Here is a 26,382-nt window from a genome sequence, read left to right as displayed (position 1 = left end):
CTGGCCACGCTGGGGCTTTATGCGCTATTTGCTGATGTTGCTGTTGAGCTTGCCGATGTTGGTGGCCGCAGCCGATTTTGATGAGCTCACCCAAAGCCTCCCCTTGGGACGAGTCATGCAGGTGTACGAAGATGTCGCCGGCACTGCATCCATCGCCGATGTGCGCGCGCAAGCGGCGGCCGGCAACTTCAAGACCCACGACAAAGACACGCTGAACGCCGGTTACTCGCATTCGGCGTTCTGGTTGAAAGTCGATCTGCACTACCGCCCGAAAGCCCCCGACGCTCAACGCAGATGGCTGCTGGAGCTGGCTTATCCGCCGATGGACCATATCGACCTCTATGTGCCGGACAGCACCGGTGAATATCGATTGGTCAGTCGTACCGGCGATACCTTGCCGTTCGCCAGTCGCCAGGTTCGACAAAACAACTACCTGTTCAAACTGGACTTCGTCCCCGATCAGCGCGAAACGCTGTATTTGCGCCTGCAAAGCGAGGGTTCGATCCAGGCGCCACTGACCCTTTGGTCGAGCACCGCCTATCTGGAAGACCAGCCCTTGCGCCTGTATGTGCTCGGTCTGATTTACGGCGTGCTACTCGGGATGCTGGTCTACAACCTGTTCATCTACCTGAGCGTGCGTGACACCAGTTACCTTTATTACATCTTTTATATCGGCTCATTCGGCCTCTACCAACTGTCGGTCAACGGCGCGGCAGTCGAGTATTTCTGGCCGAACAACCCGTGGTGGGCCAACGCCTCGACACCGTTTTTCATTGGCAGCGCCGCCCTGTTCGGTAGCCAGTTCGCCCGCAGCTTCCTGCAAACGGCCAGTTGCAGTCGCTGGCTTGATCGCTTGCTGTTGGTGTTGATTGCGTGCAGCGCAGTGGTGGTTGGGTTGTCGTTGATGACCAGCTACGCCCTGGCCTTGCGCCTGGCGACGGCGTTGGCGTTGATCTTCACTGTAGTGATTTTCTTCGCCGGGATTTTCGCCTGGTGGCGCGGCTTGCGGGTGGCGCGCTACTTCATCATTGCCTGGTCGGCGTTCCTGCTTGGCGGTGTCGTCAATACATTGATGGTGCTCGGCTATCTGCCCAACATGTTCCTGACCATGTATGCCAGTCAGATCGGCTCGGCGATTGAAGTTGCGCTGCTGTCGCTGGCCCTGGCTGACCGGATCAACGCCATGCGCGAGCAGCAGGCGCAGACGCTGTTTGACGCCGGGCAGAAGCTCGAAGTGTTGAACCAGCAACTGGCCCGCAGTAACCAGCTCAAGGATGAATTTCTCGCGACGCTGACCCACGAACTGCGTACGCCGATGAACGGCGTGATCGGTTCGCTGGAGTTGATGCAGACCGTCGACCTCGACCCGGAGCTTGAGCAGTATCAACAAACGGCTGCCGGTTCGGCACGGGACATGATGCGCATGGTCAACGGCATTCTGACCCTGACTGAATTGCAGGCCGGCCGACTCAAGGTGTACCCCGAAGCATTCAGCTTGCGCGCGATGGTCGAGACCTTGCAGCAGCAGTTCGCCGCCAATGCCGCGAGCAAGGCCTTGGACTTCAAGGTCGATCTGACCCCGGGGCTACCCGACCGTCTGCACGGTGACAGCGCCAAGCTGGCGCAAAGTCTGGAGTGCTTGCTGGATAACGCGATCAAGTTCACCCGGGTGGGTGGACTGGCCTTGCGGGTCAGCGGCAAGTTTGCCGAAGAGGGGCGTCTGGCGCTGTCTTTCGCCGTGATCGACACCGGCATCGGTTTCACCGATCTGGGTGAAGCCACGCTGTATCAGCGGTTCTTCCAGCTCGACGGCTCGATGACTCGCGAATACGGTGGGTTGGGTGTCGGTCTGGCGATTTGTCGGCAATTGGTCGAGCTGCTTGGCGGACGTTTGACTCATCGTTCCGAGCCCGGACGCGGTAGCCGCTTCCAGCTTGATGTCGAGTTTGACGTGGTGAATGTTGTGCAACCGGTTGTCGCTCAATCGCGTCAGGTTCACGGCAGCGTCCGCTTACGCGCACCGCAGGACTGCGCGGTGTTGCTGGTCGACGACAACAGCATCAATCAATTGGTTGTGCGTGGCATGTTGCTCAAGCTCGGCTATCGGGTTCGCAGCGCCGACAGCGGTGAGGCGGCGCTGGAGTTTTTGCGTCGCGAATCGTTCGACGCGGTGCTGATCGACTGTCCGTTGCCGCTGCTCGACGGACTGTCGATCGACAGCCGGATCCGCGCGCTGCCCGGTTATGCCGAGTTGCCGGTGCTGGCGGCGGTGGTCTCGGCACAGGGCCTGGATCTTGAGCAGGGATTGACCGATTACCTTGGCAAACCGGTGAAATTCGAGGAGTTGCAGGCGACGCTCTATCGTCGGGTGCTTTGTCCTAAACAAGGTGAAAGCGCCGATATTTAGGCGGATATGCCACTTTGTTCGGTGGGGAGGCGGTGCTTAACTGAAGGTCTCAACTGACCCAAGGAGGCCCCGCCATGAACCTGCATCAGTTCGCCGAAACCCACGAAGTTACCAACCAGCCGCCATCGCTGGACGGGACCAACCTCTACCGCATCGACCTGCCGTTGCAAGAGTGGGCGCGGCGTTTCGGGGCGGGTTGGGCTGACGCGCGCATCGATGCGTATGGCGCTTTGGCCGGCGGTCCGTTGATGGAAGCGGGGTTCCTGGCCAACCAGAACAAGCCGGTCTTCTCCAGCCATGATCGCTATGGCCACCGCATTGATCTGGTGGAGTTTCACCCGGCCTACCATGAGCTCATGCGCACGGCGGTCGAGCACGGCTTGACCTCCTTGCCCTGGACCGATCCGCAGTCGGGTGCCCACGTTGCCCGTGCGGCCATGAGCTACCTGCACAGCCAGGCCGAAGCCGGCAGTGGCTGCCCGCTGACCATGACCTTCGCCAGTGTCCCGGCATTGCGCCTGCAACCGGACATCGCCAAACAGTGGCTACCGAAAATTCTCGCCACCGAGTATGACCCGCGCAATGTCGGCATGGCCCACAAGGCCGGCGTCACCATCGGCATGGCAATGACCGAGAAACAGGGCGGCACCGACGTTCGGGCCAACACCACCAAGGCTTACCCGGTTGGCGCTGCGGGGCCTGGCCAGGCGTATGAGCTGGTGGGACACAAATGGTTCTGCTCGGCGCCAATGTGCGACGCCTTCCTGACCCTGGCGCAAACCGACAAGGGCCTGACCTGTTTCCTGCTGCCACGCCATCGCCCGGATGATACGCGCAACCAGTTCTACATCCAGCGGCTGAAAAACAAACTCGGCAATTGCTCCAATGCCTCCAGCGAAGTCGAGTTTCGCGGGGCGCTGGCGTGGATGATCGGCGAAGAGGGTCGCGGCGTGCCGACCATCATCGAGATGGTGGCCATGACCCGCTTCGATTGCATGGTCGGCTCCAGCGCCCTGATGCGCCAGGCATTGACCCAGGCCAGCCATCACTGCGCCCACCGGATGGTTGGCGGTAAATTGCTCAGTGAACAACCGTTGATGCAAAACGTGCTCGCCGACCTGGCGCTGGAAAGCGAAGCCGCGCTGGCGTTGAGCCTGCGCATGGGCCGGGCGCTGGATCACCTTGATGACACTCAGGAGGCCAAATTCGCCCGACTGGTAACGGCAGTGGGCAAATACTGGATCTGCAAACGTGCGCCAGCCATGATCAACGAAGCCGCCGAATGCATGGGCGGTGCGGGTTATGTCGAAGACAGCATTCTGCCGCGCCTGTACCGTGAGGCGCCGGTGAACTCGACGTGGGAAGGTTCTGGCAACGTTCAGTGCCTTGACGTGTTGCGAGCGCTGTCGAAAGAGCCGGGCGTGCTCGATGCGCTGTTCAGCGAACTTGGTGACGGTCATGGCGACAAGCGTCTGGCCGCACACATCAGCCAGTTGCAGGCGGCGTTCAAGGACACCGATGACATTCAATACCGCGCCCGACAACTGACCGAAGACATCGCCCTGGGCCTGCAAGCCAAGCTGTTGCTCGAAGCAGGCAACACCGCCGTCAGCGATGCCTTCATCGCCAGCCGATTGGGAACGGCCGGCCGGGTTTACGGCACCTTGCCGCGTGGTCTGGATGTGGAAGCGATTGTGGCGCGTTCGACCCCTCAAGGTTTTTAAGCTTTTGTAGGAGCACGGCTTGCCGGCGATGGCGTCCTTGAGGGCGCCATCGCGAGCAAGCTTTGCTCCTACGGATATTCCGGTGTTTCCGTGAGGCGGCGATACAGGCAAGATGAAGGTCTGCAAGTCAGAACACAGGAAGCTGATCGTGACCGAAGCCTTTATTGTCGTTCAAACCGCCGAACAAGCCGTCGATCGGCTTGCCGCTCTGCACGAGCGGGCCACCACGGCGTTGAGTCAGGCGCTCAAGCGTTATCTGAAGGACCGCATCGAACCCGACGCCGAGCAGCGTGCGATGTTTCGTTATCCGGAATTACGCCTGACCTACCTTTGTCAGGGCGAAGTCCCACAGACCACGCGGGCTTACGCCAAAGTCCAGTTGCCGGGGACCTACAGTGTCACCGTCACCCATCCGGCGGCATTCCGTAAGTATTTGCTGGAACAGCTGGTGCCGCTGATGCACGACTTCACCGTGACGGTGGAGGTCGGCGTCAGTGAGCAGAACATCCCGTATCCGTACGTGGTCGAGCAGGGCGATGAACTGGCGGGCTCCGGCGTCACTGCGGCGGTACTGGCGCGAGTGTTCCCGAGCACCGATTTGTCGGCCGCCACCGATGGCATTGCCGATGGTTTGTACGACTGGGAAAACACCGACCCGCTGCCATTGGCATTGTTTGATGCCGCGCGAGTGGATTTCTCTCTGCGCCGTCTGGTGCACTACACCGGCAGCGACTGGCGCCATGTGCAGCCGTGGATCCTGCTGACCAACTACCACCGTTATGTCGACCAGTTCATCACCCATGGCCTGGAGCAACTGCGCACCGATCCGCGTTTCGTGCGCATGGTCTTGCCAGGCAACGTGATCATCGAAAAGAGCATGGATCACGGCGAAGCGTCTTCCATTGCCGCAGGCGTGGTCTGGCACCGTTATCAAATGCCGGCCTATCACCTGCAAGCCTCTGACGGCCACGGCGTCACCCTGGTTAACATTGGTGTCGGCCCGTCCAACGCCAAGAACATCACCGACCACTTGGCTGTATTGCGCCCGCATTGCTGGCTGATGATCGGTCACTGCGGCGGCCTGCGGCAGTCGCAGACCATCGGTGATTACGTGCTGGCCCACGCTTATATGCGTCGTGACGGGATTCTCGACCGGGTGGTGCCGCCGAACATTCCGATTCCGGCCTTGGCCGAAGTGCAGATGGCCTTGCAGCAAGCGGCAGCCAACGTCACCGGCGAAAAGGGCGATGACCTGAAGAAACGCCTGCGCACCGGCACCGTGCTGACCTACGACGACCGTAACTGGGAATTGCGTTGGGCTCAGGAGCGTCCGTTGATCAACCTGTCTCGCGCGGTTGCCGTGGACATGGAAAGCGGCACCATCGCTGCGCAAGGCTATCGTCTGCGCGTGCCGTACGGCACCTTGCTGTGTGTGTCGGACAAGCCGCTGCACAGCGAAATCAAGTTGCCCGGTTCGGCCAACGCTTTCTATGAGCGTGCGGTCAGCCAGCACTTGAAGATCGGCATCGCGGCGGTGGATCTGCTGCGCACCGAGCTCAACTCGTTGCACTCGCGCAAACTGCGCAGCTTCGACGAACCGCCGTTCCGCTGATTGTTGTCATGGTCATTTAGCGGTCGGGGCACTAGCATTGGCAGCCCTGACCGTTAGATGTTGTTTTTGCCATGCCGCGTCCTCCTCGTCCTGCTTCCCGCCGCCCCGGCGTGAAACCTGCGCAATCCTCTTCAGCCCCGCGACGTGTTGCCAAAGCACCGCCGGCCGAGCCGAAGCTGATTTTGTTCAACAAACCCTTCGATGTGCTGACGCAGTTCAGCGACGGTGAAGGGCGGGCGACGCTCAAGGACTATATCGAGATTCCCGGGATCTACCCGGCAGGACGGCTGGACCGTGACAGCGAAGGCTTGCTGCTGCTGACCAACGATGGCCAGCTTCAGGCGCGCATCGCTGATCCGAAACACAAGTTGGCCAAGACCTATTGGGTACAAGTGGAAGGCGAGCCGAGCGCCGAGCAATTGCAGCGCTTGCGCGAGGGCGTCGAGTTGAATGACGGCATGACCTTGCCGGCGCAGGCGCGGCAACTGGAAGAACCTGAGCTATGGCCGCGTAACCCGCCGGTGCGCTTTCGCAAAAGCGTGCCGACCAGTTGGCTGGAATTGGTGATTCGTGAAGGGCGTAACCGTCAGGTGCGGCGCATGACCGCTGCGGTTGGCTTGCCGACTCTGCGTCTGGTGCGGGTGCGAATCGGCGACTGGACCATCGAAGGCCTCGATCAGGGCCAGTGGAAAGAAGTGCCGGCGCGCTTATAAAGCGCCGGATTCGATCAGGCCGATCACCACACTCTTGATGACGAACGCAGCCACGCCCAGACCCAGCACGAAGAACAGGATGAACGAGCCGAAGCGTCCGGCCTTGGATTTTTTCGCCAGATCCCAGACGATGAAACCCATGAAAATAATCAGGATGCTGACCAGGCCGGTCATCATCCACTCTTCAAATACTGCAGGATCCATCGATTATCTCCAGCGCGGGCGGGGCAAAAAAGGCCGGGGAAGTATACGCCAATGGATATTGGCGGCGCATTGACGTGCGTCGGTCTGCCGCAGGTTTATGTGGCGAGGGGGCTTGCCCCCGTTGGGCTGCAAAGCAGTCCTGAATACTGCAATCGAGTTGTTTCAGGCACAACATATGGACCGCTATACGACCGCTGCGCGGCCGAACGGGAGCAAGCCCCCTCGCCACAAAAGCGGGATTAGCTGCGCAGGTGAGTCAGTGGCAACTCGGTGCTGTTGAGCACCTGGTTCAGTACAAAGCTTGAGCGCACGCTGGTCACGCCTTCAATGCGGGTCAGGTGGCCGAGCAGCAGTTTCTGGTAGTGGTCCATGTCCGGCACCACCACCTTGAGTTGATAGTCGGCGTCCATTCCGGTCACCAGGCTGCATTCGAGCACTTGTGGCAAGGTGCGGATGGCGGCTTCGAAGTTTTCGAAGCGCTCGGGCGTGTGCCGATCCATGCCGATCAACACGTAGGCGGTCAGGCTCAGGCCGAGCATCTTGCGGTCGAGCAGGGCGACCTGGCGGGTGATGTAGCCGTCGTCTTCAAGCTGCTTTACCCGTCGCGAACAAGGCGATGGCGACAGGCCGATGCGTTCGGCGAGCTCCTGATTGGAGATGCGCGCGTCGCGTTGCAATTCCGCCAAAATGCTCAAGTCGTATCGGTCGAGTTTGCTCATGAATCAGGCCTTTGTCTTAACTATTGCGGTGGATTATCTATCCGTGATGAAAAATTGCGCAAGTCATGTTTATTTGAGCAATCTTCGCAATCCTCTGTCGCCACCTCAAGCCTATTCTTATCACCAGAATCACTGCCCGGACAAACAGTCCACAGCGGCCCGCCGAATCAGGCCAGCCGCGGCCACCACTCCCACAGGGGTTGAGTTGGCCCCCGGGCTACACACTGTCCAGAAGACGGAGTGAGGTGAGCCGACGTCAAAAGCGTCGAGCACGGACGAAGTTCTCAAGGGGAGGCCGACGGGTCTCCCTTTTTTATTGCCCGCGAAACACCTTTTATGGCCTGCAAAATAAGTCTCGTGACTGATAACCTGTTGCTGAACCGGCCTGTGCTTTACCAGTCTTACGTATAGGTCACCACCGTAGTGAGGAATAGCATGAAGTCGCGCATCTGGCGTATGGCAGGTGTTGGTGTGTTGTGTGCAAGTGTCAGCGCACCATTGCTGGCAGAAGGTCAGGGTGGGGAGGAACTCCTTCGTAGGCAGCAACAGCAGCAACAGCAGCAGCAACACAATAACGGTGGTGGTCAGCACGAGCGTGGCGGTGAAGGTCATCAGGGAGGTAATCAACCGCGTCCCGAAAACAACCCGCCTCGCGTGGAAAACATCCAGCAGCACCCGCAAAACAATCAACCTCGCATCGAGCCCAACCAGCCACGTCCCCAATTCAATCAGCCACGTCCACAGCCTGAAATCATTCGCGGCAACAACAGCCGTCAGTTCGAACACAACGATCAGAATCCGGGAGGCGACTGGCAGAACCGTCAGCGACACGAGCCCAATGGCCAGGTTCAAGTTCGACCCGCGCCTGCGCCGGCGAACAACCTGCCGATCCAGGGCCGTCCGGACACTGTTCGCCAAACCCAGGAGCCACAGCGCGGCTACTATCAGGACGTTCCACGGCGCAACGATTACAACCAGCGTTGGCAGGCCGGTGGTCGCGATGAGCATCGGGATGAGCGTCGCTGGCCGGGACGTCCGGAAGGACATGGCAACGGCTGGGGTGATGGTCCGCGGTATCGGCCAGGTCAAATAATCGACCGCTTCCCTGAGCGCCACGACCGTGTGCCGTACCGTGGGCAGGATTACTTCTACTCCGGTGGCTATTGGTATCGCCCGAACGGGCCGCGTTATGTGGTGGTCCAACCGCCTCGCGGGATCCGTGTGAGGTATCTGCCCGATTACGCTCAGGAGGTGTGGATCGGTGGCGCGCTGATGTTTCTGGCAGCAGGCGCATACTACGCCTACGAGGAAAGCACTCAAGACTACGTTGTGGTTGAGCCACCGGTAGGCAACCCGGAACCACAACCCGTCAGCAGTGGTTATGACGTGGTGGCGTACCCGATCAATGGGCAGTCGCCCGAGCAGGTCACTCAGGACGGTTACGATTGTTATCGTTGGGCGGTCCAGCAGAGCGGGTTTGATCCACGGACCGTGACCTATCAGCCGGCGCCACAGGTGGTACAGACTTACCGCCAGGCCGAAGGCAATTGCCTTGTCTCACGCGGTTATCAGGTCACTTTCTGATTCCGGACGGCTGTCACCATTTCCTGCGGGTCGGCGTGCACCAACACTTCGGCTCGCGGGTAAACGGCGTGAATGGCGTCCGCTGCTTGATCGCTGATGCCGTGAGCGACTGACAGCGTCAGCTCCCCCGGCAACTCCAGGTGCAATTGCACGAACCAGTGACTGCCGGAGATCCGCGTTCGCAAGTCGTGTGCGCCAAGTACACCGGGCACGCTGCACGCCAGTTCGAGCATGTGCTGGCTGACGTCCGGTGGCAGTTCTTCATCCATCAGCACGGCAAAACTTTCCCGGGCGATTTGTATTGCGCTCCACAAAATGTAGACGGCGATCCCCAGGCCGAACCAGGCATCGACTTGATGCCAGCCAAAACCGGCCAGTACCAACGCGACCAGGATGCTGCCGTTGAGCATCATGTCGGAACGGTAATGCAGTGAGTCGGCACGCACCGCGCTGGAGCCGGTTTCGCGGATCACCCGGTGTTGCAGCATCAGCAGCGCCAGGGTCAGGACCAGGGAAAAGATGATCACGCCAATGCTGATCCACGGCGCGCCCACCGGTTCCGGGTGTTTCAGGCGCTCGAATGCCTGATACGCGATCAATACCGCGCTGCCGCCGATGAACAGTGCCTGAGCCATGCCCGACAAGGATTCCGCCTTGCCGTGCCCGTAGCGGTGATCGTCATCGGCCGGGCGCAACGCGTAATGCACCGCCAACAGATTGAGCAGCGACGTCACGCCGTCGAGTGCCGAGTCCGTCAGCCCGGCGAGCATGCTCACCGATCCGCTCAGCCACCAGGCAATGGCCTTGGCGACAATGAGTGTGCTCGCCACCGCTACAGAGGCGCGGGTGGCGAGGCGTAACAGGCGAGCGTGTTCCGGGCTGCTGGTCATAGGTGGAGCGTTTCCTCGGTGTTGTGCATCAAGCAGCGGGTTGCAGGCCGAGCAAGGCCAGTTGCTGAACGCTGCCCTTGTGCTGGATCAGGCGCGGATCATCCAGCGGGAAGCTGCGGCCCAGTTCGCTTTCGAGAATGGCCTGCAACTTGTGGTTATCGACCTTGCCGTCGGCATCAATGGCCTGCTGGAGTTTCTCCGGCGCCACTTGTGCGGTCTTGCCGGGTTCGAAGTAAATCGCGCCGGTGGTGAAGTCTATGGCAAACGCGACGAGTCCGGGGATGATATAGAACAGCAGGCCCACGGCGTCGAGCGCCGCAATCGCCGGGTCGATCTTGCCATCGATCTGGCCCCGGCGATCCGGGTAGAAAATCGAACCGCATGCGGTCACTTGGGTCAGCAGGGTTGCAACCAATAGACCGCCAATCAGGCGAAATGGAGCACGCATAATAAATCTCCTGAGCAAACTTGAAACGAAACGTCGTCGGTATGAATTAGGACCGTGATTAACGCCAGGCAGTTCGCCGTTATACTCGCGCCTCTGTTTTGGAGCCAGCATGATTTCTTTGCCAATTGATGAAGTTTTACCCGCGCTGCGTGAAGCCTTGGCGACACGCCACGAAGCCGTGCTCGAAGCACCGCCCGGCGCCGGTAAAACCACCCGCGTACCATTGGCGATGTTGGATGAGCCATGGCTGGCCGGGCAAACCATCCTCATGCTTGAACCGCGTCGGCTGGCCGCGCGGGCGGCGGCCGAACGGCTGGCCAGCGAGCTCGGCGAGAAAGTCGGCGAAACCGTCGGATACCGGATTCGCCTGGACAGCAAGGTTGGGCCGAACACGCGCATCGAAGTGGTCACCGAAGGCATCCTCACGCGTCGCTTGCAGGAGGACCCGGCGCTGGACGGTGTGGGTCTGCTGATTTTCGACGAATACCACGAGCGTAGCCTCGATGCCGACCTCGCGCTGGCCCTGAGCCTGAATGGCCGCGAGTTGTTTCGGGATGAGCAGCCGCTGAAGATCCTGCTGATGTCGGCGACGCTTGAAGGCGAGCGCCTCGCCGGACTGCTGAATGACGCACCGATCCTGCGCAGCGAAGGTCGCATGTACCCGGTGACGATGCGCTGGGGCCGGCCGTTTCAGCCAGGTGAATTCATCGAGCCACGAGTGGTGCAAACCATTCTCGACGCGCTGAACGATGAAGCGGGCAGCTTGTTGGTGTTCCTACCCGGGCAAGCGGAAATCCGTCGCGTGCATCAGCAGTTGGCGGATGCCTTGGGCGAGCGTTCCGAGGTGTTGCTCTGCCCGTTGCATGGCGAGCTCGATCTGGCGGCGCAGCGTGCGGCCATCGATCCGGCGCCACCTGGCCAACGCAAAGTGGTGCTGGCCACCAACATCGCCGAAACCAGTTTGACCATTAATGGCGTGCGCGTAGTCATCGACGCCGGGCTGGCGCGAGTGCCGCGTTTCGACCCCGGCAGCGGCATGACCCGCCTCGACACCCAGCGCATCTCCCGCGCCAGCGCCACCCAGCGTGCCGGCCGCGCAGGACGGTTGGAACCGGGCGTGTGTTATCGGCTGTGGTCGCAGGATCAACACGAACAACTGGCGGCCTACGCCAGCCCGGAAATTCTCTCTGCCGACCTTGCCGGGCTTGCCCTGCAGCTCGGGCGTTGGGGCGTGACGCCTGGACAGTTGATCTGGCTCGATGTACCTCCGGCGGCGGCTTATGCACAGGCGCAGGACTTGCTCGAACGCCTTGGCGCGTTGCAGGGTTCGTCCGCTGAAGACTGGAAACTCACTCGCCACGGGCAGGCCATGGCCGAACTGCCGGCGCATCCGCGTATCGCGCATCTGTTACTGCGTGGGCAGGCGTTGGGGCTGGCGAACATGGCTTGCGACGTCGCTGCATTACTCGGTGAACGGGACATTTTGCGCGGTGTCGGTGCGGATCTGCACAGTCGTCTGGTGCTGTTGTCCGGCGAAGAACGGGCGGCGCGTGGCGCTCAGGGTGGTGTGCAGCGGGCGCGGCAATTGGCCCGGCAATATCGTGGTTATCTGCGTGGCAAAGCCGAGTCGCCGGTCAGCGATCCGGAGCATCCGCGCTGGCTCGGCGCGTTGCTGGCGCTGGCTTATCCGGACCGCGTCGCCCAACAGCGCCGCGCCGGTGGTGCGGAGTATCGTCTGGCCAACGGTCGTGCGGCGTTGTTCGCCGAGGCCGACAGCCTGATGAAACAACCCTGGCTGGTGATCGCCGACCTGGGCAGCCGTCAGGGGCAGCGCGAAGAACGGATTTATCTGGCGGCGGACTTTGATCCGGCGCTGTTCGATTCGGTGTTGGCGGAGCAGGTGCGTTGCGTCGATCAACTCGATTGGGACGAGCGCGAAGGCGTGCTGCGGGCCGAGCGTCAGCGCAAGGTGGGCGAGTTGGTGCTCTGTCGCGAACCGTTGACCGGTCTTGATGAAACCGCGCGCAGCCAGGCGTTGGTCAATCTGGTGCGCCGTAAGGGGTTGGAGCTATTGCCGTGGACCCCGGAGTTGCGTCAGTGGCAGGCGCGAGTGGCATTGCTGCGTCAGCTGGACTTGAACAAGCAGGGCGAGAGTGAGTGGCCGGACGTCAGTGATGCGGCGTTGCTGGCCAGTCTGGAACACTGGTTGATGCCGTACCTGGGACGGGTTTCACGGCTCAGCCATTTCGCCAGCCTGGATGTGTCGAGCTTTGTGCATAACCTGCTGCCGTGGCCATTGCCGCAACGCCTCGATGAGCAGGCGCCGCATCATCTGAGCGTGCCCTCCGGTTCATCGATTCGTCTGGATTACAGCGAGCAGCCACCGATTCTCGCGGTGCGTTTGCAGGAGCTGTTCGGCCTTGCCGAAACCCCGCGCATTGCCGGTGGCCGGCAGGTGGTCAAGCTGCATTTGCTGTCACCGGCGCGGCGGCCGGTGCAGGTCACCCAGGACCTGGCGAACTTCTGGCGCAGCACTTATGCCGAGGTGAAGAAGGACCTCAAGGGCCGTTATCCGAAACATTACTGGCCGGATGACCCGTTGGTGGCCGAGGCCACGGCGCGGGCCAAGCCGCGTAAGTAGACGGGCTTTGTAGTGCGCAGTGGCGGACACTAATCCTGTGGCGAGGGGGCTTGCCCCCGTATGAACCTGTCACTACGTTTTATCAGGTACACCGCATTTGCCGATTTACGACTGCTACGCAGCCAAACGGGGGCAAGCCCCCTCGCCACAGGTTATTTATTTGCTCTAGGGGGCGACGGGGAGTAGAAACCGTGCAATCACCGGCAGGTGATCGGAGATGCGCAGCGTATCGTCCTGCCGTACTTGCGCTTCAATCCGTTTGATCCGCGGGCTGTAGAACAGGTAGTCGACGGTGCGGTCCGGGCCGTTGAGGTCGGGGTCGTTAGGGTAATGGGTCAGCCACTGGTCCCGATCGACACCGCTGGCCTCGTTGTTGGTCGGGATCATTGGGTACTTGTCCCACAGCACATGTAGCGCGCTGTCGGCGGAATAGGGCGAGCGCTGTTCGGGCGCGAGGCGTTGATACTGGCCCAGCGGCAACAGGTTGAAGTCGCCACCGATCAGCCACGGCGTGCCGCGACCTTCATACGTGTCGAGTACCTTGGCAACCGCTGTCACCTTCGCCTGCTGGGCCCCATCAGGCTGCACTGCCCGATCGAGGTGAGTGTTGAGCACCGCCATTTGCCCGCCATCGCGTAGCGGCAGGTAACTCACCAACAGGGCGTTTTTCGGCTGGAACTGACGGCTGATGAAATTGATTGGCGCTTCAGGCAACTGCAGGCGTTCGGCGTGTTCGATCTGGTAGCGGCTCAAGGTCGCCAATTGCCGGCCAACGCTGCCGAAAATATGTGGATCGGGAACGAAGTCGGCCTTCCAGTCGAAGGCGTGCGTGCTGCAAGGATAGAGGTCGGCCAGGCGTTCCTGGAGCAACTTGAGCTGGTTCTGATAGCCGCTGGCCTTGGCGTCATCATCCAGTTCCTGCAATAGGACCAGGTCCGGCTGCTCATCGCGGATGACCCGTGCCACTTCATCAAGGCTGAAGGCCATGTCTTCCGGAGTCGGACTTTCGTCAGGGCCGTGAGCCAGGTCATTCCAGAACACATAGCGTTTGCCTGCCAGGTACTGGACGTTCCAGGTCATCACCTTCAACGCCTGCCCCGGCACCAGCACAGGTGCGCTGGTGCTGCAACTGACGGGGAGCGTTTCCTTGGCGTCGGGGCGCCAGGTCAGGCTGTAGAGAAAGGAAAACAGCAGGCTGACGAGTATCAGCAGGCCCAGCAGGGTGTAGCGCAGTAGGCGGGTCATGGCTCGGCTTATGGCGTTACAAAGTTGAGCCCGAGCATAACCGAGGCCGGCCCAGACCCCAAGGGTAGAGCTGTCAGGCGCTGCCTTCGGTTTTGTCGGGGGCCTCGCTGATCAACATGAACAGACGAAACAGCACCACGCTGGTGAACAGTTGCAGAAAGCTGTGGACGCTTTCGATGATCAGCGACAGTGCCGGGTTCTGCGGCTCCGGATAGATGGCCATGCTCGCGCCTTTGAGCATCCACAACGGGCCCATCACGCAGAGAATGCACAGCAGGATGCGCAGGAAATTGCCGCGGGCCAGGCGCATGCTTTCCCGGATGGCCTCCAGTGGCTGCATGTTGCGCAGCACCAGCAGGTATTCGGCAAAGGCGAGCATCACCATCAGCCAGATACCTGGCAGGAAATACAGCGATAACCCCACCAGAATCAGCAAGGTGTTGACCGCCGTCAGCAGCGCAAAACGCGGCCACAGGCTGAGCGACGCCGACAACAGGGCCAGGGTGCGCGGCGATTCGCCACGGCTGCGGGCATCGAGAAACAGGATCAGCGCAGCGGTGTACAGCGGATACACCAGCAACCCGACAATCACGCTATAGCCGGGAAAGGCGTCTGGCCCCTGGGAGTGGTCGACCAGTTGCTGAAGCAAGGCTTCAAGCACGACCAACGGCAGACACAGCGGCACGATGCGGCCCAGGTTGCGCTGGAAGAAATACAGGGAGTCGCGGAGTACGTCTAACGGATTCATCGGTCGCTTTCGCTGATTACAAAGTATGTCGACACTGTAACCGATGCGACCGGTAGTCGAGCAAACGTAAACGTTCGGTAAAGGCCATTGAAACAATCAGCAACAGCCCCATAACTAGGGGGCACCTTATCCATAAGGGAAAAGGGCAACGATTTTCCGGCAATCTATGAGGTCGCCATGAACAGCGAAGAACAAACCCTGATCGATGGACTGTTTTCACGGCTGCAACAGGCCGAAACGGATTCAGCCCCACGCGATGCTCTGGCCGAGGCGCGGATCAAGGAGCACCTGAGCCGCCAGCCAGCAGCGGGCTATTTCATGACTCAGGCGATTCTGGTGCAAGAGGCGGCGATCAAGAGCCTCGACGAGCAAAACAAACAGCTCACCCAGCAAATTCAGCAACTGCAAGCCGAACTGCAACAAGCCAGGGCCCAGGCCTCCGCACCGGCACCGAGCAACAGCGGCGGTGGTTTCCTGTCGAGCATCTTCGGTGGCTCCCGTGATCCACAGCCTGCACCGGCCCAGAGCGCTCCAGCGTCGAGCGGCGGCTGGCGTGAACCGGCGCGGCCTTCTGCGCCACCGCCACAAAACTATGGCGCGCCACAGCAGGGCTTTGGTGCCCCACAACAGAACTATGCGGCACCCCAGCAACAGGCGCCGGCAGCCGGCAGCAGCTTTCTCGGCGGGGCCTTGAAAACCGCAGCCGGCGTGGCCGGTGGTGTGATGCTGGCGCAGGGCATCAGCAGCCTGTTCCACAGCAATCAGCAGCAGCCGCAGGAAATCGTTGAAGTCATCAAGGAAGAGCCGGCTCAAGTGAATGACAACGAGCGCCTGGCCAACAACGACTCCTGGAACAACAACGATCAGGGTGGGTTTGCAGACGCCGACGACAGCGACGACAGCTCATTCTTCGGTGGTGATGACGACGATTCCTTCGTCTGATACGCCATTCGTCCGGGGCCTTGTTGCGCCCCGGACTGATTATTCGCGGAACATTCCTTCTGACTGGCATACTGGGCGACTTTTCGGACCTTGGGTCTGATCAATCGCCTGCGCTTGTGTGCGCCATGAGGATTTGCGGTGAAGAAGATCGCGGTGTTCGCCGATGTCCAAAACCTCTATTACACCGTGCGCCAGGCCTACGGTTGTCATTTCAACTACGCCGCCCTCTGGGCTGACGTCAGTCAGCGCGGGCAGATCGTCGAGGCCTATGCCTACGCCATCGATCGCGGCGACAGCAAGCAGCAGCAATTCCAGCAAATCCTGCGCAACCTCGGCTTCATCGTGAAGCTCAAGCCCTATATCCAGCGCAGCGACGGCTCGGCCAAGGGCGACTGGGACGTGGGTATCACCCTCGACATCATGGACGCCGCCGATCACGTCGACGAAGTGGTGCTGGCCTCGGGGGACGGTGATTTCGACATGTTGCTGGAGCGGATCATCGCCAAGCACGGTGTCGAAGCGGTGGCCTATGGCGTGCCGGGGCTCACCGCCAATTCGCTGATTCGCGCGGCCAGCCGTTACGTGCCGATCGAAGGCGCGTTGTTGCTTAAAAACTGATTATTGAACCCAAGGAACAGGTTTGGAACGCATAGCTGTCATCGACTTTGAAACCACCGGAATCTCCCCGAGCAGCAGCTGCCGGGCCACGGAAATTGCCGTGGTGATTCTTGAACAGGGGCGCATTGTCGACCGTTACCAAAGCCTGATGAACGCCGGTGTGCGTATCCCGGCCTTCATCGAGCAACTGACCGGTATCAGCAACGCCATGCTGCGCACTGCACCCTCGGCCGAGCAGGTAATGAATGAGGTCAACGAATTCGTCGGTATCACGCCGCTGCTGGCCCACAACGCCGCCTTCGACCAGAAGTTCTGGGACTTTGAGCTTGGGCGAATCAAACGCACACGCTTGCAGAATTTTGCCTGTTCGCTGTTACTCGCCCGGCGCCTGATGCCGGCCGCGCCGAACCACAAACTCGGCACCCTCACCACCTTCGCCCAATTGCCCCACACCGGTCAGGCTCACCGGGCGATGGCCGACGCCGAAATGGCTGCCAACCTCACCGCGCATTTGGCGCAAGAACTGCGGCAGAAACACGGTTTGCGCGAGCTGTCCCATGATCTGCTGTGCAGCTTGCAGAAAGTGCCGGCGGCGAAGATCAACGAGCACCTCAAGCGCCATCGCGGTTTCTAAGGTTGATCGTTCCCACTCGGAGTGAATGATCGTTCCCACGCTCCTGCGTGGGAACGCCTCACCGAACGCTCCGCGTCCGCTCTTGATGTGACGCGATGATGCTTTGAAAAGTGTACCGGCCTTATAAACGGGTTTTGTAACTTAAGTTCCGTCTGTCGGCTTTCTAAAATAACGCTCCTGTCCTGCCTTCGAGCATCCCATGCCTGGTCTACGCCGTTTCCCGTTACCGCTGATAGGTGCCTTTTTCGCGCTGTACGTGATCTGGGGATCGACCTATCTGGTGATCCGCATCGGCGTGCAGTACTGGCCGCCGCTGATGCTGGGCGGCATTCGTTTTATTGTTGGCGGGACGCTGATGTACGCCTTCCTGCGCTGGCGCGGTGTGCCAGCACCGACCTGGCCGCAGTGGAAGGCGGCGGGGCTGATCGGGATTTTGTTGCTCAGTTTTGGCAACGGCGCGGTCAGCATGGCCGAGCACACGGGCGTGGCCTCTGGCGTTGCGGCCTTGGCGGTGGCGACAGTGCCGTTGTTTACCTTGCTCTGCGGGTATTTCTGGGGCACGCGTAATACCCGTCTGGAATGGGCTGGGATTGTGCTGGGGCTGATCGGTATCGCCATGCTCAATCTGGGCTCCAATCTGCAATCGAGCCCTTTGGGGGCTGTGCTGCTGATTGGTGCGGCGGCAGCCTGGGCGTTTGGTTCGGTGTGGAGCAAACATTTGCCAATGCCTCAGGGGGCGATGTCCAGTGCGGCGCAAATGCTGGTCGGCGGCGTGGTGTTGTTGATCGGCAGCGCGCTGACGGGCGAACACCTGGAAAGCCTGCCGCCGCTTGAGGGGTGGGTCGCAATGATTTACCTGGTGGTGTTCGGCTCGATCGTCGCCTTCAACGCCTATATGTACCTGCTGAAAAACGTCCGCCCGGCGGCGGCCACCAGTTATGCCTACGTCAACCCGGCAGTGGCGGTGTTGCTGGGGATCGTTTTTGCCGGAGAAAGCATCGGTATTGAAGAAACTGTGGCGATGGCAGTGATCATCAGTGCCGTGCTGCTGATCAGTCTGCCGCAGTGGCGACGTGCTCCTGAGCGGCCTGCGGTCCTGGTGCCGACAGAATCCCGTGTGAATTAGGGTAAACTGCGCGCCATTGCACACTCGCGCTGATTTTTCCTACGGTATTCCCATGACTTTCGCCACTCTTGGCCTGATCGAACCCTTGCTGCGCGCCCTTGAGACGCTCGGTTACCAGACCCCGACCCCGGTGCAGACGCAAGCCATTCCAGCGGTGCTGGCCGGTCGCGACCTGATGGCTGCGGCCCAGACCGGCACCGGCAAGACCGCCGGTTTCGCCGTGCCGCTGTTGCAGTTGCTGGCCATGGAAGGGCCGAAAGTCACCAGTAACTCGGTACGTGCGCTGATCCTGGTACCAACCCGCGAGCTGGCCGAGCAGGTTCATGAAAGCGTGCGCCAGTATGCCGAGAACCTGCCGCTGAGCACCTACGCGGTGTACGGCGGCGTCAGCATCAACCCGCAAATGATGAAGCTGCGCAAAGGTGTCGACCTGTTGGTCGCCACGCCTGGTCGCCTGCTGGACCTGTTCCGCCAGAACGCGCTGAAGTTCAACCAGTTGCAAACCCTGGTGCTGGACGAAGCCGACCGCATGCTGGATCTGGGTTTCTCCGAAGAACTGGCAAACATTTACAAGGCGCTGCCGAAAAAGCGGCAGACGCTGCTGTTCTCGGCGACCTTCTCCGATGCGATTCGCGAGTTGGCCGGGAAAATGCTCAATGATCCGCTGAGCATCGAAGTCAGCCCGCGTAACGTTGCCGCCAATACGGTCAAGCAATGGGTGGTCACGGTCGACAAGAAGCGCAAGGCCGAGCTGTTCATCCACTTGCTGCGCAAGAATCGCTGGAAGCAGGTGCTGGTGTTTGCCAAGACCCGTAACGGCGTAGACGCGCTGGTGGAAAAACTCCAGGGCCTGAGCGTGAATGCCGACGGTATCCACGGCGATAAACCACAAGCCACCCGCCAGCGCGCACTGGACCGTTTCAAGGCCAGTGAAGTGCAGATTCTGGTGGCCACCGACGTTGCGGCCCGTGGTCTGGATATCGAAGACTTGCCGCTGGTGGTGAACTTCGACCTGCCGATCGTTGCCGAGGACTACATCCACCGTATCGGTCGTACCGGTCGTGCAGGCGCGACGGGTGAAGCGATTTCACTGGTGTGTGCCGATGAAGTGAATCAGCTGTCGGCCATCGAGATGCTGACGCGTCAGACCTTGACCCGCCATATGGAGCAGGACTTCGAGCCTGAGCACCGTGTGCCGGACACTGACGCCAGCGGCCAGGTGGTCAAGAAACCGAAAAAGCCGAAGAAGCCCAAAGTCTCCGGTGGCGGCAAACGCAACCTCGGCAAGTGGGTGGAAAGCGGTGATGCTTCGGCGCCGGAGCCTTCGGTCAAGCCTGTGCGAAAAGTGCCGGTGTTCAATACCGGGCCGCGTAAGCGTAAGCCTTAAGCCCCCCGACAATGATCGTTCCCACGCGTGGGAACGATCAGCTTCTGTGTTTCAGCCACTCCACCATCCCCAACCCCGCTACTCGCCCACTGGCGAAACACGCGGTCAGTAGATAGCCACCCGTTGGCGCTTCCCAATCGAGCATTTCCCCCGCGCAGAACACGCCAGGCAGCTGCTTGAGCATCAGGTTTTCATTCATTGCCTCGAACATCACGCCACCGGCGCTGCTGATGGCTTCGTCCAATGGGCGGGTGTTGACCAGCGTCAAGGGCAAGGCCTTGATCGCATTGGCCAGTAAAAGTGGGTCAGTGAAGCATTCGGCCGGTGTCAGTTCGCGTAGCAGTGCAGCCTTGACCCCGTCGAGACCGAGCTGGCTGTGCAAGTGTTTGGCCATGGAGCGCGAACCGCGGGGCTTACTGAGCGCCGACTGGATTTTATCCACAGGCCTGCCGGGCAGCAGGTCGAGATGAAGGGTGGCCGAGCCGGTTTGATTGATGGTCTCGCGGATCGGCGCCGACAACGCGTAAATCAAACTGCCTTCGATGCCGGTCGCAGTGATCACGCATTCGCCGAGTCGCGGTACATCATCGTTTAAGCCGATGGCGATATTTTTCAGCGGGGCTCCGGCGAATTTGCTGACCATCAGCTCGCTCCAGGCCTTCACCTCGAAACCACAATTGCTTGGTTGCAGTGGCGCCAGGGCAACTCCGCATTGTTCCAGCGGCAGCATCCAGGCGCCATCCGAACCCAAACGCGACCAACTGCCGCCACCCAGCGCCAGCAACAGCGCATCGGCGCTGATCGCCTTCTCACCGTCAGGGTTATCGATGCGCAGGCTGCCATCGGCGTTCCAGCCCAGCCAACGATGGCGGGTGTGGATAACGACGCCGTCATCACGCAGGCGTTTGAGCCAGGCACGCAGTAGCGGGGCGGCTTTCATGTCGGTCGGAAACACACGGCCAGAGCTGCCGATAAAGGTTTCGATACCCAACCCATGAATCCACTGGCACAAGGCTTCGGCGCCGAATTCGCGCAGCAACGGGGCGATGTGCGGAGCGCGCTCGGCGTAACGCGCCAGAAATGCCGGGTAGGCTTCGGAATGGGTAATGTTCATGCCGCCGACGCCGGCCAGCAGGAATTTGCGACCCACCGAGGGCATGCCGTCGTACAGATCGACCTTGACCCCGGCCTGGCTCAGCACTTCTGCGGCCATCAGGCCGGCAGGGCCGCCGCCGATGATGGCGACGTGGTGAGGGAGGTTGGCAGAGGGCTGGGTCATGGCGTGAGCTGCGGTTCGGCGGAATAAGCGGCGCATTCTAGCAGGACAACCGAGGTGTACCCATCGCGGGCAAGCCTTGCTCCTACGGAGTGGTGTGTTGCTGGTTAAAAAGTGCTCAACGGCTTGCAGGCTATACGCACTAGGGCCTGTAGGTCCTTTCGCTCAGGTTATCCACAGGCCGTTCCACAGGCATTGTGGGTAAAGCATCCACACCTCAGTGACAACCTGATGACTGCCAGACCCGTTGCGCGCTGTGATGGAGGATGCCGTGGCGTCGCGCCAGGGCCTGGCGGTCCTTGCTGTAGCCGCCGCCGATCACCCCGACCACCGGAATATCGCGCCCCAGGCAATGGCGCAGTACGCTTTCGTCGCGGGCGGCGACGCCTTCATCGGTCAGTTTCAGGTAGCCCAGCGCGTCATCTTTATGCACATCGACACCGGCGTCATACAGCACCAGGTCGGGCTGATAGAGCGGCAGCAGGTAATTCAGCGCGTCATCGACGACTTTCAGGTAATCCTCGTCGCCCATGCCCATGGGCAGCGCAATGTCCCAATCGCTTTTGGCCTTGCGTGCAGGAAAGTTCTTTTCGCAATGCAGGGAAACCGTCACCGCGTCCGGGGTATGTTCCAGTATGCGTGCGGTCCCATCGCCTTGATGCACGTCGCAATCGAAGATCAGTACCCGACCGACGCGACCGCTTTCCAGCAGGTAATGGCTGATTACTGCCAGGTCATTGAAGATGCAGAAGCCCGCCGGGTGATCGTAATGGGCGTGATGCGTGCCGCCGGCCAGATGGCAGGCCATGCCGTGTTCCAGCGCCTGCTCGGCGGCCAGCAATGAACCGCCGACCGCGCGCACGGTGCGTCGCGCCAGCGCTTCGTTCCACGGCAGGCCGAGCCGCCGCTGGTCTTCGCGGGACAACTCGCCGCTCATATAGCGTTCGATATACACAGGGTCATGGGCGAGGGCGAGAATCTCGGCGGGGCAGATTTCCGGGCGCAATAACTGGTGATCAGCGGTCAGGCCACAGTCCACCAGGTGATCGCGCAGCAGTCGGAACTTGTCCATGGGAAAGCGATGTTCCGCCGGGAACTCGGGGCTGTAGTCTTCGTGGTAAATCAGCGGCAGCGACATGGCGATTTCATGGAGTGAATGAGTGAAGGATCCTACCAGCGATGTAGACTTGTTTGCAGGGGAACGGAGGGGGAACGATGGAGCCGATACTGCAACTCGAGAGCGCGCGGCTGCTGATGCGCCAATGGCGCGATGAGGATTTGCCGGCGTTTGCGGCGATGTGCGCCGACCCACAGGTCATGCGCTACTTTCCGGCGCCCTTGAGCCGCCTGGAAAGTGCGGCATTGATCGGGCGAATCCGTGGGCATTTCGCTGAACATGGTTTCGGTTTGTGGGCGCTGGAGCGCAAGGACACCGGCGCGTTCATCGGTTTTACCGGATTGGCGGTGGTCGGGTTCGAGGCTGCTTTCACCCCGGCGACCGAAATCGGCTGGCGTCTGGCCCGTGAGCATTGGGGGCTGGGTTACGCCAGTGAAGCGGCCTGGACCGCTCTGCGTTGCGGCTTTGACCGTTTGGCGCTGGACGAAATCGTGGCGTTTACCACCGAAGCCAACTTGCCTTCGCAGAAAGTCATGCAAGCCATTGGCATGCATCACGACCCTGCGGCGGATTTCGAGCATCCCAAACTGGCGGTCGATCATCCGCTACGCCGCCATGTGCTGTACCGCATTACCCGCGAACAATGGTTGGAAACCTTGCATGGATAAGCTGGCGGGGATGTTTACAATGGGCTCATGGTTGGCCCTGGCCACTATCTGAATCGACCGCCGCAGCCAAGACTGCGCGGCATTGCTCTGTGTGAGGAGAGTCTGAATGAGCCATGTGTTGGATGATCTGGTCGACTTGCTGACCCTGGAACCGATCGAAGAAAACCTGTTTCGCGGTCGCAGCCAGGACCTGGGTTTTCGTCAGCTGTTCGGCGGACAGGTATTGGGCCAGTCCCTTTCCGCGGCCAGCCAGACGGTCGAAGACGCGCGCCATGTGCATTCGATGCACGGTTATTTCCTGCGTCCGGGCGATGCGGGGATGCCGGTTGTCTATCAGGTGGATCGGGTGCGCGATGGTGGCAGCTTCAGCACCCGCCGCGTGACGGCGATCCAGAAGGGCAACCCGATCTTCACCTGCAGCGCATCGTTCCAGTACGACGAAGAAGGCTTCGAACACCAGACCGCGATGCCGCAAGTGGTCGGCCCGGAAAACCTGCCGTCGGAGCTGGAAATCACCCAGCAACGCGCGCATTTGATTCCCGAGCACATGCGCGAAAAGCTGCTGTGCCCCAAGCCGATCGAAGTCCGACCGGTCACGGAGAAAGACCCGTACAACCCGCAACCGGCCGACCCGATCAAGTACGTCTGGTTTCGCGCCGACGGTGCGTTGGCCGACTCACCGGCGCTGCATAAATACCTGTTGGCCTATGCCTCCGATTTCGGTTTGCTGACCACCTCGATGTTGCCGCACGGCAAGTCGGTCTGGCAGAAAGACATGCAAGTCGCCAGTCTCGATCACGCCTTGTGGTTCCACGCCGACCTGCGCGCCGATGACTGGTTGCTGTACGCCATGGACAGCCCTTGGGCCGGCAATTCTCGCGGCTTCTCACGCGGCAGTGTGTTCAACCGCGCCGGCAAGCTGGTGGCGTCGGTGACACAGGAAGGGCTGATTCGTCATCGCAAGGATTGGGCATGAGTCTCTCCGAGGTGCGGCATTGGGTGTTCGACATGGACGGCACGCTGACTGTGGCCGTGCACGATTTCGTGGCGATTCGCCAGGCGCTGGCGATTCCCGCTGAACACGACATCCTCACCCACCTCGCGGCGCTACCGGCTGATGAAGCCGCGACGAAACACGCCTGGTTGCTGGAACATGAACGCGACCTGGCCCTGGGCTCCAAACCGGCACCCGGTGCGGTGGAATTGGTGCGTGAACTGGCAGGGCGCGGCTATCGACTCGGCATTCTCACCCGCAATGCGCGCGAGCTGGCCCATGTCACGCTTGAGGCGATTGGCCTGGCTGACTGCTTTGCGGTGGAGGATGTATTGGGTCGTGATGAAGCACCGCCCAAACCGCATCCGGGTGGCCTGCTGAAACTGGCCAAAGCCTGGGACGTAGCGCCGAGCGAGCTGGTGATGGTCGGCGATTATCGCTTCGACCTGGATTGCGGGCGCGCGGCGGGGGCACGGACGGTGCTGGTAAATATGCCGGAGAATCCATGGCCGGAATTGGCCGACTGGCATGCGCAGGATTGTGTGGCGTTGCGGCAGATGTTGTCGGTTTGAGAGTGCCGTTGTGGCGAGGGAGCTTGCTCCCGTCGTAAACCGGCGAATGGGTTGTACCTGATAATCCGCGGCGACCAGTTTCGGGGTCGCTTTGCCCGAGCGCAGACCGACTCGCGGGAGCAAGCTCCCTTGCCACAGTTGTTCGGCGCTACTGAAACAAGGCCTTCTGCCCCTCGGGCGAAGTGAACATCTTGTCCCCGTTATGCCCGACGCCGGGCACTTCGATCAGATGCTGATTCAACCCTTCGGGATGGCGCTGCTGCAGGTAGTCAAAGTAGCGATGTCCACGAACCAGCCGAGACGCGCCCTGCGTCTCGGCAGCGCAGCTTCTGTCGAGTGCCGGATGATGCGGGTTGGTGTCTCGCTGACCGAGCAAATAGGTGATGTTGCGCTGGACGTAGCCTTGCTCCAGTTGCTGCGGCGTTTGCCCGTTGGCGTAGTCCGGCATTTTCAGCAGCCCGTACTTCCAGTCGTTGAAACCGGGGCAACGCGCGGCATTGAACGGCACCGGCCGCTGCTCATCGAAATACGCATACGAAGACGGGTTGGCGATCACGTAGCGCACGCTGACGCCCGCCGCTTGCAGTGCCGGCTGATCGTGGCCGAGCAGTGCATAACGTTGCACCACTTGTGCGCCACCGGAATGGCCGGCGATGACGACTTCTTTCAGGGTTGGAAACTGCTGGCGATCGCTCAGGCGTTGCAGAATCTTGTCGAGCACCGCATAAGAACTCAGCGGATTCGCTCCGATGGACGGCTCGCCGGCCATCCAGTCATCACCGCGCCAATGCAGCAGACTGTCGGGCAGTTGATGGCGTGCGATGTCGCTTTCATTAAGAAATTGCGGCGCTATCACCAGGGTGGTTGCGCTTTGTCCGGCCTGCTCGGCGGCTCTTTCCGCGCTCTGGCGGTAGGTTTCGGCATTGCGCAAGCGCCCGTGAATCACGATCAGTACACGCTGGATTTGCGGTGACGACTGGCTTATGCCAACCGCCAGTTCGGAGTCGCCCATGTTCAGCCGACCAGGGCTGATGAGCTTGACCGCATGCTCGCTAGCCAGCAGGTTGGCGCTGCCGAATAACAGAGCGAATACCAGCAGCCAGCGCGTGCGCATTTAGAGGCTCTTCGTCGAGAAGGTGTCGCATTGACTGACCTGGCCCTGGGCGAAGCCGGTCTTGAACCAGCGAACCCGTTGCGCCGAGGTACCGTGGGTGAAGGAGTCCGGGACCACGCGGCCCTGACCCTGTTGCTGCAAACGGTCGTCGCCGATGGCATTGGCGGCGTTCAGGGCTTCTTCGACGTCACCCGGCTCCAGCCAGTTCAGGCGTTTTTGCGCGTTGTTGGCCCAGACACCCGCCAGGCAATCGGCTTGCAATTCCTGACGCACCAGCAGACCGCCATCACCTTCCATACGCAGACCTTTTTGACGTGCGGCCTGGATCTTGGCGGATACGCCGAGCAAGGTTTGCACGTGATGGCCGACTTCGTGAGCAATCACGTAAGCCTGGGCGAAATCGCCAGCGGCACCGAAGCGTTGAGACATTTCCTTGAAGAAACTCATGTCCAGATACACCCGTTGATCTGCCGGGCAGTAGAACGGACCGGTCGCCGAGGAGGCGCCACCGCAGCCGGAATTCACTCGGCCACTGAACAGCAGCAGCTTCGGCGCCGTGTATTGGCGACCGGCTTGCTGGAAAATCTGGCCCCAGGTGTCTTCGGTGTCGCCGAGGATCCGCGCGACAAACTCGGCCTGTTGATCATTGGCTGGCGGCGCCTTGCGGGTTTGCACGGTTTGCGTGGTAGCCGGGGCTGACTGTTGGTTCATCTGTCCGGCCAACTGCCCGAGAATCTGCATCGGGTCCTGGCCCGTGATCCAGCCGATGCCGACGATCAGCACGATGGCCGTCAGGCTCAGTCCCTTGCCACCGCCAAAGCGCATCCCGCCGCCGTCACCAGCACCGCCAGCATCCTCACCGCGTGCATCGACCACGTTGTCACTGCGGCGGCCTTTTTTCCATAGCATGTGGGAATCCTCTGTTTACGCGTGGTGATGAGTGTTGCTGGTGGCTGGGATGGGCGCCAGGTTGATGGTCAGACTATGCCGAATTAAAGG

The 26,382-nt window shown here is 60.8% G+C and carries 24 protein-coding genes; 14 read left to right on the top strand and 10 right to left on the bottom strand.

Annotated features, from left to right (window positions below; genetic code table 11):
- Positions 1 to 19: 19 nt before the first annotated feature.
- From AABM55_RS25650 to AABM55_RS25635, 4 genes are all read left to right on the top strand, one after another.
- Positions 20 to 2,407, top strand: a complete 2,388-nt coding sequence (locus AABM55_RS25650) for a 7TM diverse intracellular signaling domain-containing protein (protein ID WP_347928101.1) — start codon at positions 20 to 22, stop codon at positions 2,405 to 2,407.
- 74 nt (positions 2,408 to 2,481) lie between these two features.
- Complete coding sequence (locus AABM55_RS25645) at positions 2,482 to 4,131, top strand: acyl-CoA dehydrogenase family protein (RefSeq protein WP_347928100.1); 1,650 nt, start codon at positions 2,482 to 2,484, stop codon at positions 4,129 to 4,131.
- A gap of 112 nt (positions 4,132 to 4,243) precedes the next feature.
- Positions 4,244 to 5,743 (top strand): AMP nucleosidase, encoded by a 1,500-nt coding sequence (gene amn, locus AABM55_RS25640; RefSeq protein WP_162491269.1) that lies wholly within the window; start codon positions 4,244 to 4,246, stop codon positions 5,741 to 5,743.
- Between the two features lie 71 nt (positions 5,744 to 5,814).
- A complete protein-coding gene (locus AABM55_RS25635; RefSeq protein WP_054594187.1) occupies positions 5,815 to 6,456 on the top strand; it encodes a pseudouridine synthase in 642 nt (213 codons plus the stop codon).
- Here the strand turns inward: AABM55_RS25635 and AABM55_RS25630 are convergent.
- Positions 6,451 to 6,660: a DUF2788 domain-containing protein gene (locus AABM55_RS25630; RefSeq protein WP_003185724.1), complete on the bottom strand. Its 210-nt coding sequence runs from the start codon at positions 6,658 to 6,660 to the stop codon at positions 6,451 to 6,453. The genes AABM55_RS25635 and AABM55_RS25630 overlap by 6 nt on opposite strands.
- A gap of 239 nt (positions 6,661 to 6,899) precedes the next feature.
- Positions 6,900 to 7,379 (bottom strand): Lrp/AsnC family transcriptional regulator, encoded by a 480-nt coding sequence (locus AABM55_RS25625; RefSeq protein WP_007894448.1) that lies wholly within the window; start codon positions 7,377 to 7,379, stop codon positions 6,900 to 6,902.
- 435 nt (positions 7,380 to 7,814) lie between these two features.
- On the opposite strand from AABM55_RS25625, the gene AABM55_RS25620 reads away from it, so the two are divergent.
- Entirely contained in the window at positions 7,815 to 8,963 is a 1,149-nt protein-coding gene (locus AABM55_RS25620) for a DUF6515 family protein (RefSeq protein WP_347928099.1), read from the top strand.
- On the opposite strand, the gene AABM55_RS25615 is transcribed toward AABM55_RS25620, so the two are convergent.
- Together AABM55_RS25615 and AABM55_RS25610 are read right to left on the bottom strand one after the other, a co-directional pair.
- The gene (locus AABM55_RS25615) at positions 8,948 to 9,853 is read right to left on the bottom strand and encodes a cation diffusion facilitator family transporter (RefSeq protein ID WP_054594185.1); all 906 of its coding nucleotides are present in this window, start codon (positions 9,851 to 9,853) and stop codon (positions 8,948 to 8,950) included. The two genes, AABM55_RS25620 and AABM55_RS25615, sit on opposite strands and share 16 nt — an antisense overlap.
- A 28-nt stretch (positions 9,854 to 9,881) precedes the next feature.
- Positions 9,882 to 10,301, bottom strand: coding sequence for a hypothetical protein (locus AABM55_RS25610; protein WP_054594184.1), 420 nt, complete (start codon positions 10,299 to 10,301; stop codon positions 9,882 to 9,884).
- Between the two features lie 109 nt (positions 10,302 to 10,410).
- Here AABM55_RS25610 and hrpB point away from each other — a divergent pair, with 109 nt between their 5' ends.
- Positions 10,411 to 12,942, top strand: coding sequence for an ATP-dependent helicase HrpB (gene hrpB, locus AABM55_RS25605; RefSeq protein WP_347928098.1), 2,532 nt, complete (start codon positions 10,411 to 10,413; stop codon positions 12,940 to 12,942).
- A 165-nt stretch (positions 12,943 to 13,107) separates the two neighbouring features.
- Here the strand turns inward: hrpB and AABM55_RS25600 are convergent, their stop codons facing one another.
- Positions 13,108 to 14,187 carry an endonuclease/exonuclease/phosphatase family protein gene (locus AABM55_RS25600; RefSeq protein WP_347928097.1) on the bottom strand — a complete coding sequence of 360 codons (1,080 nt, stop codon included), beginning with the start codon at positions 14,185 to 14,187 and terminating at the stop codon, positions 13,108 to 13,110.
- Positions 14,188 to 14,260: 73 nt separating this feature from the next.
- Entirely contained in the window at positions 14,261 to 14,935 is a 675-nt protein-coding gene (locus tag AABM55_RS25595; protein WP_054594181.1) for a YciC family protein, read from the bottom strand.
- Between the two features lie 177 nt (positions 14,936 to 15,112).
- Here AABM55_RS25595 and AABM55_RS25590 point away from each other — a divergent pair, with 177 nt between their 5' ends.
- The 5 genes from AABM55_RS25590 (at position 15,113) to AABM55_RS25570 (ending at position 19,642) form a co-directional block, all read left to right on the top strand.
- The gene (locus AABM55_RS25590) at positions 15,113 to 15,877 is read left to right on the top strand and encodes a DUF2076 domain-containing protein (RefSeq protein WP_103317480.1); all 765 of its coding nucleotides are present in this window, start codon (positions 15,113 to 15,115) and stop codon (positions 15,875 to 15,877) included.
- A gap of 138 nt (positions 15,878 to 16,015) precedes the next feature.
- Positions 16,016 to 16,495, top strand: coding sequence for an NYN domain-containing protein (locus tag AABM55_RS25585; protein WP_019691557.1), 480 nt, complete (start codon positions 16,016 to 16,018; stop codon positions 16,493 to 16,495).
- A 22-nt stretch (positions 16,496 to 16,517) separates the two neighbouring features.
- On the top strand, positions 16,518 to 17,129 hold the full coding sequence (locus AABM55_RS25580; protein WP_347928096.1) for a 3'-5' exonuclease: 612 nt from the start codon (positions 16,518 to 16,520) through the stop codon (positions 17,127 to 17,129).
- 199 nt (positions 17,130 to 17,328) lie between these two features.
- The gene (yedA, locus tag AABM55_RS25575; protein WP_347928095.1) at positions 17,329 to 18,255 is read left to right on the top strand and encodes a drug/metabolite exporter YedA; all 927 of its coding nucleotides are present in this window, start codon (positions 17,329 to 17,331) and stop codon (positions 18,253 to 18,255) included.
- A 52-nt stretch (positions 18,256 to 18,307) separates the two neighbouring features.
- The gene (locus tag AABM55_RS25570) at positions 18,308 to 19,642 is read left to right on the top strand and encodes a DEAD/DEAH box helicase (RefSeq protein WP_054594177.1); all 1,335 of its coding nucleotides are present in this window, start codon (positions 18,308 to 18,310) and stop codon (positions 19,640 to 19,642) included.
- A gap of 37 nt (positions 19,643 to 19,679) precedes the next feature.
- Here AABM55_RS25570 and AABM55_RS25565 read toward each other — a convergent pair whose 3' ends face one another.
- Together AABM55_RS25565 and AABM55_RS25560 are read right to left on the bottom strand one after the other, a co-directional pair.
- Positions 19,680 to 20,921 carry a TIGR03862 family flavoprotein gene (locus AABM55_RS25565; protein WP_347928094.1) on the bottom strand — a complete coding sequence of 414 codons (1,242 nt, stop codon included), beginning with the start codon at positions 20,919 to 20,921 and terminating at the stop codon, positions 19,680 to 19,682.
- A 214-nt stretch (positions 20,922 to 21,135) separates the two neighbouring features.
- Positions 21,136 to 22,056, bottom strand: coding sequence for a histone deacetylase (locus AABM55_RS25560; protein WP_054594175.1), 921 nt, complete (start codon positions 22,054 to 22,056; stop codon positions 21,136 to 21,138).
- A gap of 77 nt (positions 22,057 to 22,133) precedes the next feature.
- On the opposite strand from AABM55_RS25560, the gene AABM55_RS25555 reads away from it, so the two are divergent.
- From AABM55_RS25555 to AABM55_RS25545, 3 genes are all read left to right on the top strand, one after another.
- Positions 22,134 to 22,703 carry a GNAT family N-acetyltransferase gene (locus AABM55_RS25555; RefSeq protein WP_054594174.1) on the top strand — a complete coding sequence of 190 codons (570 nt, stop codon included), beginning with the start codon at positions 22,134 to 22,136 and terminating at the stop codon, positions 22,701 to 22,703.
- A gap of 106 nt (positions 22,704 to 22,809) precedes the next feature.
- On the top strand, positions 22,810 to 23,679 hold the full coding sequence (gene tesB / locus AABM55_RS25550) for an acyl-CoA thioesterase II (RefSeq protein ID WP_054594173.1): 870 nt from the start codon (positions 22,810 to 22,812) through the stop codon (positions 23,677 to 23,679).
- Complete coding sequence (locus AABM55_RS25545; RefSeq protein WP_054594172.1) at positions 23,676 to 24,269, top strand: HAD family hydrolase; 594 nt, start codon at positions 23,676 to 23,678, stop codon at positions 24,267 to 24,269. The genes tesB and AABM55_RS25545 overlap by 4 nt, the downstream gene beginning before the upstream one ends.
- A gap of 148 nt (positions 24,270 to 24,417) precedes the next feature.
- Here the strand turns inward: AABM55_RS25545 and AABM55_RS25540 are convergent, their stop codons facing one another.
- Both AABM55_RS25540 and AABM55_RS25535 read right to left on the bottom strand, forming a co-directional pair.
- Positions 24,418 to 25,383 (bottom strand): alpha/beta hydrolase, encoded by a 966-nt coding sequence (locus tag AABM55_RS25540; protein ID WP_347928093.1) that lies wholly within the window; start codon positions 25,381 to 25,383, stop codon positions 24,418 to 24,420.
- Entirely contained in the window at positions 25,384 to 26,292 is a 909-nt protein-coding gene (locus tag AABM55_RS25535; protein WP_054594170.1) for a neutral zinc metallopeptidase, read from the bottom strand.
- Positions 26,293 to 26,382: the final 90 nt, after the last annotated feature.

It is taken from the genome of Pseudomonas helvetica (genome assembly GCF_039908645.1).
GTDB lineage: Bacteria > Pseudomonadota > Gammaproteobacteria > Pseudomonadales > Pseudomonadaceae > Aquipseudomonas > Aquipseudomonas helvetica.
Note: the sequence above shows the minus strand (reverse complement) of the source record. Positions and strands in the feature narration are given on the sequence as shown.

Coding starts and splice junctions, on each gene's coding strand:
- AABM55_RS25650 (WP_347928101.1), top strand. CDS start 20: ATGCGCTATTTGCTGATGTTGCTGTTGAGCTTGCCGATGTTGGTGGCC.
- AABM55_RS25645 (WP_347928100.1), top strand. CDS start 2,482: ATGAACCTGCATCAGTTCGCCGAAACCCACGAAGTTACCAACCAGCCG.
- amn (WP_162491269.1), top strand. CDS start 4,244: ATGAAGGTCTGCAAGTCAGAACACAGGAAGCTGATCGTGACCGAAGCC.
- AABM55_RS25635 (WP_054594187.1), top strand. CDS start 5,815: ATGCCGCGTCCTCCTCGTCCTGCTTCCCGCCGCCCCGGCGTGAAACCT.
- AABM55_RS25630 (WP_003185724.1), bottom strand. CDS start 6,660: ATGGATCCTGCAGTATTTGAAGAGTGGATGATGACCGGCCTGGTCAGC.
- AABM55_RS25625 (WP_007894448.1), bottom strand. CDS start 7,379: ATGAGCAAACTCGACCGATACGACTTGAGCATTTTGGCGGAATTGCAA.
- AABM55_RS25620 (WP_347928099.1), top strand. CDS start 7,815: ATGAAGTCGCGCATCTGGCGTATGGCAGGTGTTGGTGTGTTGTGTGCA.
- AABM55_RS25615 (WP_054594185.1), bottom strand. CDS start 9,853: ATGACCAGCAGCCCGGAACACGCTCGCCTGTTACGCCTCGCCACCCGC.
- AABM55_RS25610 (WP_054594184.1), bottom strand. CDS start 10,301: ATGCGTGCTCCATTTCGCCTGATTGGCGGTCTATTGGTTGCAACCCTG.
- hrpB (WP_347928098.1), top strand. CDS start 10,411: ATGATTTCTTTGCCAATTGATGAAGTTTTACCCGCGCTGCGTGAAGCC.
- AABM55_RS25600 (WP_347928097.1), bottom strand. CDS start 14,187: ATGACCCGCCTACTGCGCTACACCCTGCTGGGCCTGCTGATACTCGTC.
- AABM55_RS25595 (WP_054594181.1), bottom strand. CDS start 14,935: ATGAATCCGTTAGACGTACTCCGCGACTCCCTGTATTTCTTCCAGCGC.
- AABM55_RS25590 (WP_103317480.1), top strand. CDS start 15,113: ATGAACAGCGAAGAACAAACCCTGATCGATGGACTGTTTTCACGGCTG.
- yedA (WP_347928095.1), top strand. CDS start 17,329: ATGCCTGGTCTACGCCGTTTCCCGTTACCGCTGATAGGTGCCTTTTTC.
- AABM55_RS25570 (WP_054594177.1), top strand. CDS start 18,308: ATGACTTTCGCCACTCTTGGCCTGATCGAACCCTTGCTGCGCGCCCTT.
- AABM55_RS25565 (WP_347928094.1), bottom strand. CDS start 20,921: ATGACCCAGCCCTCTGCCAACCTCCCTCACCACGTCGCCATCATCGGC.
- AABM55_RS25560 (WP_054594175.1), bottom strand. CDS start 22,056: ATGTCGCTGCCGCTGATTTACCACGAAGACTACAGCCCCGAGTTCCCG.
- AABM55_RS25555 (WP_054594174.1), top strand. CDS start 22,134: ATGGAGCCGATACTGCAACTCGAGAGCGCGCGGCTGCTGATGCGCCAA.
- tesB (WP_054594173.1), top strand. CDS start 22,810: ATGAGCCATGTGTTGGATGATCTGGTCGACTTGCTGACCCTGGAACCG.
- AABM55_RS25545 (WP_054594172.1), top strand. CDS start 23,676: ATGAGTCTCTCCGAGGTGCGGCATTGGGTGTTCGACATGGACGGCACG.
- AABM55_RS25540 (WP_347928093.1), bottom strand. CDS start 25,383: ATGCGCACGCGCTGGCTGCTGGTATTCGCTCTGTTATTCGGCAGCGCC.
- AABM55_RS25535 (WP_054594170.1), bottom strand. CDS start 26,292: ATGCTATGGAAAAAAGGCCGCCGCAGTGACAACGTGGTCGATGCACGC.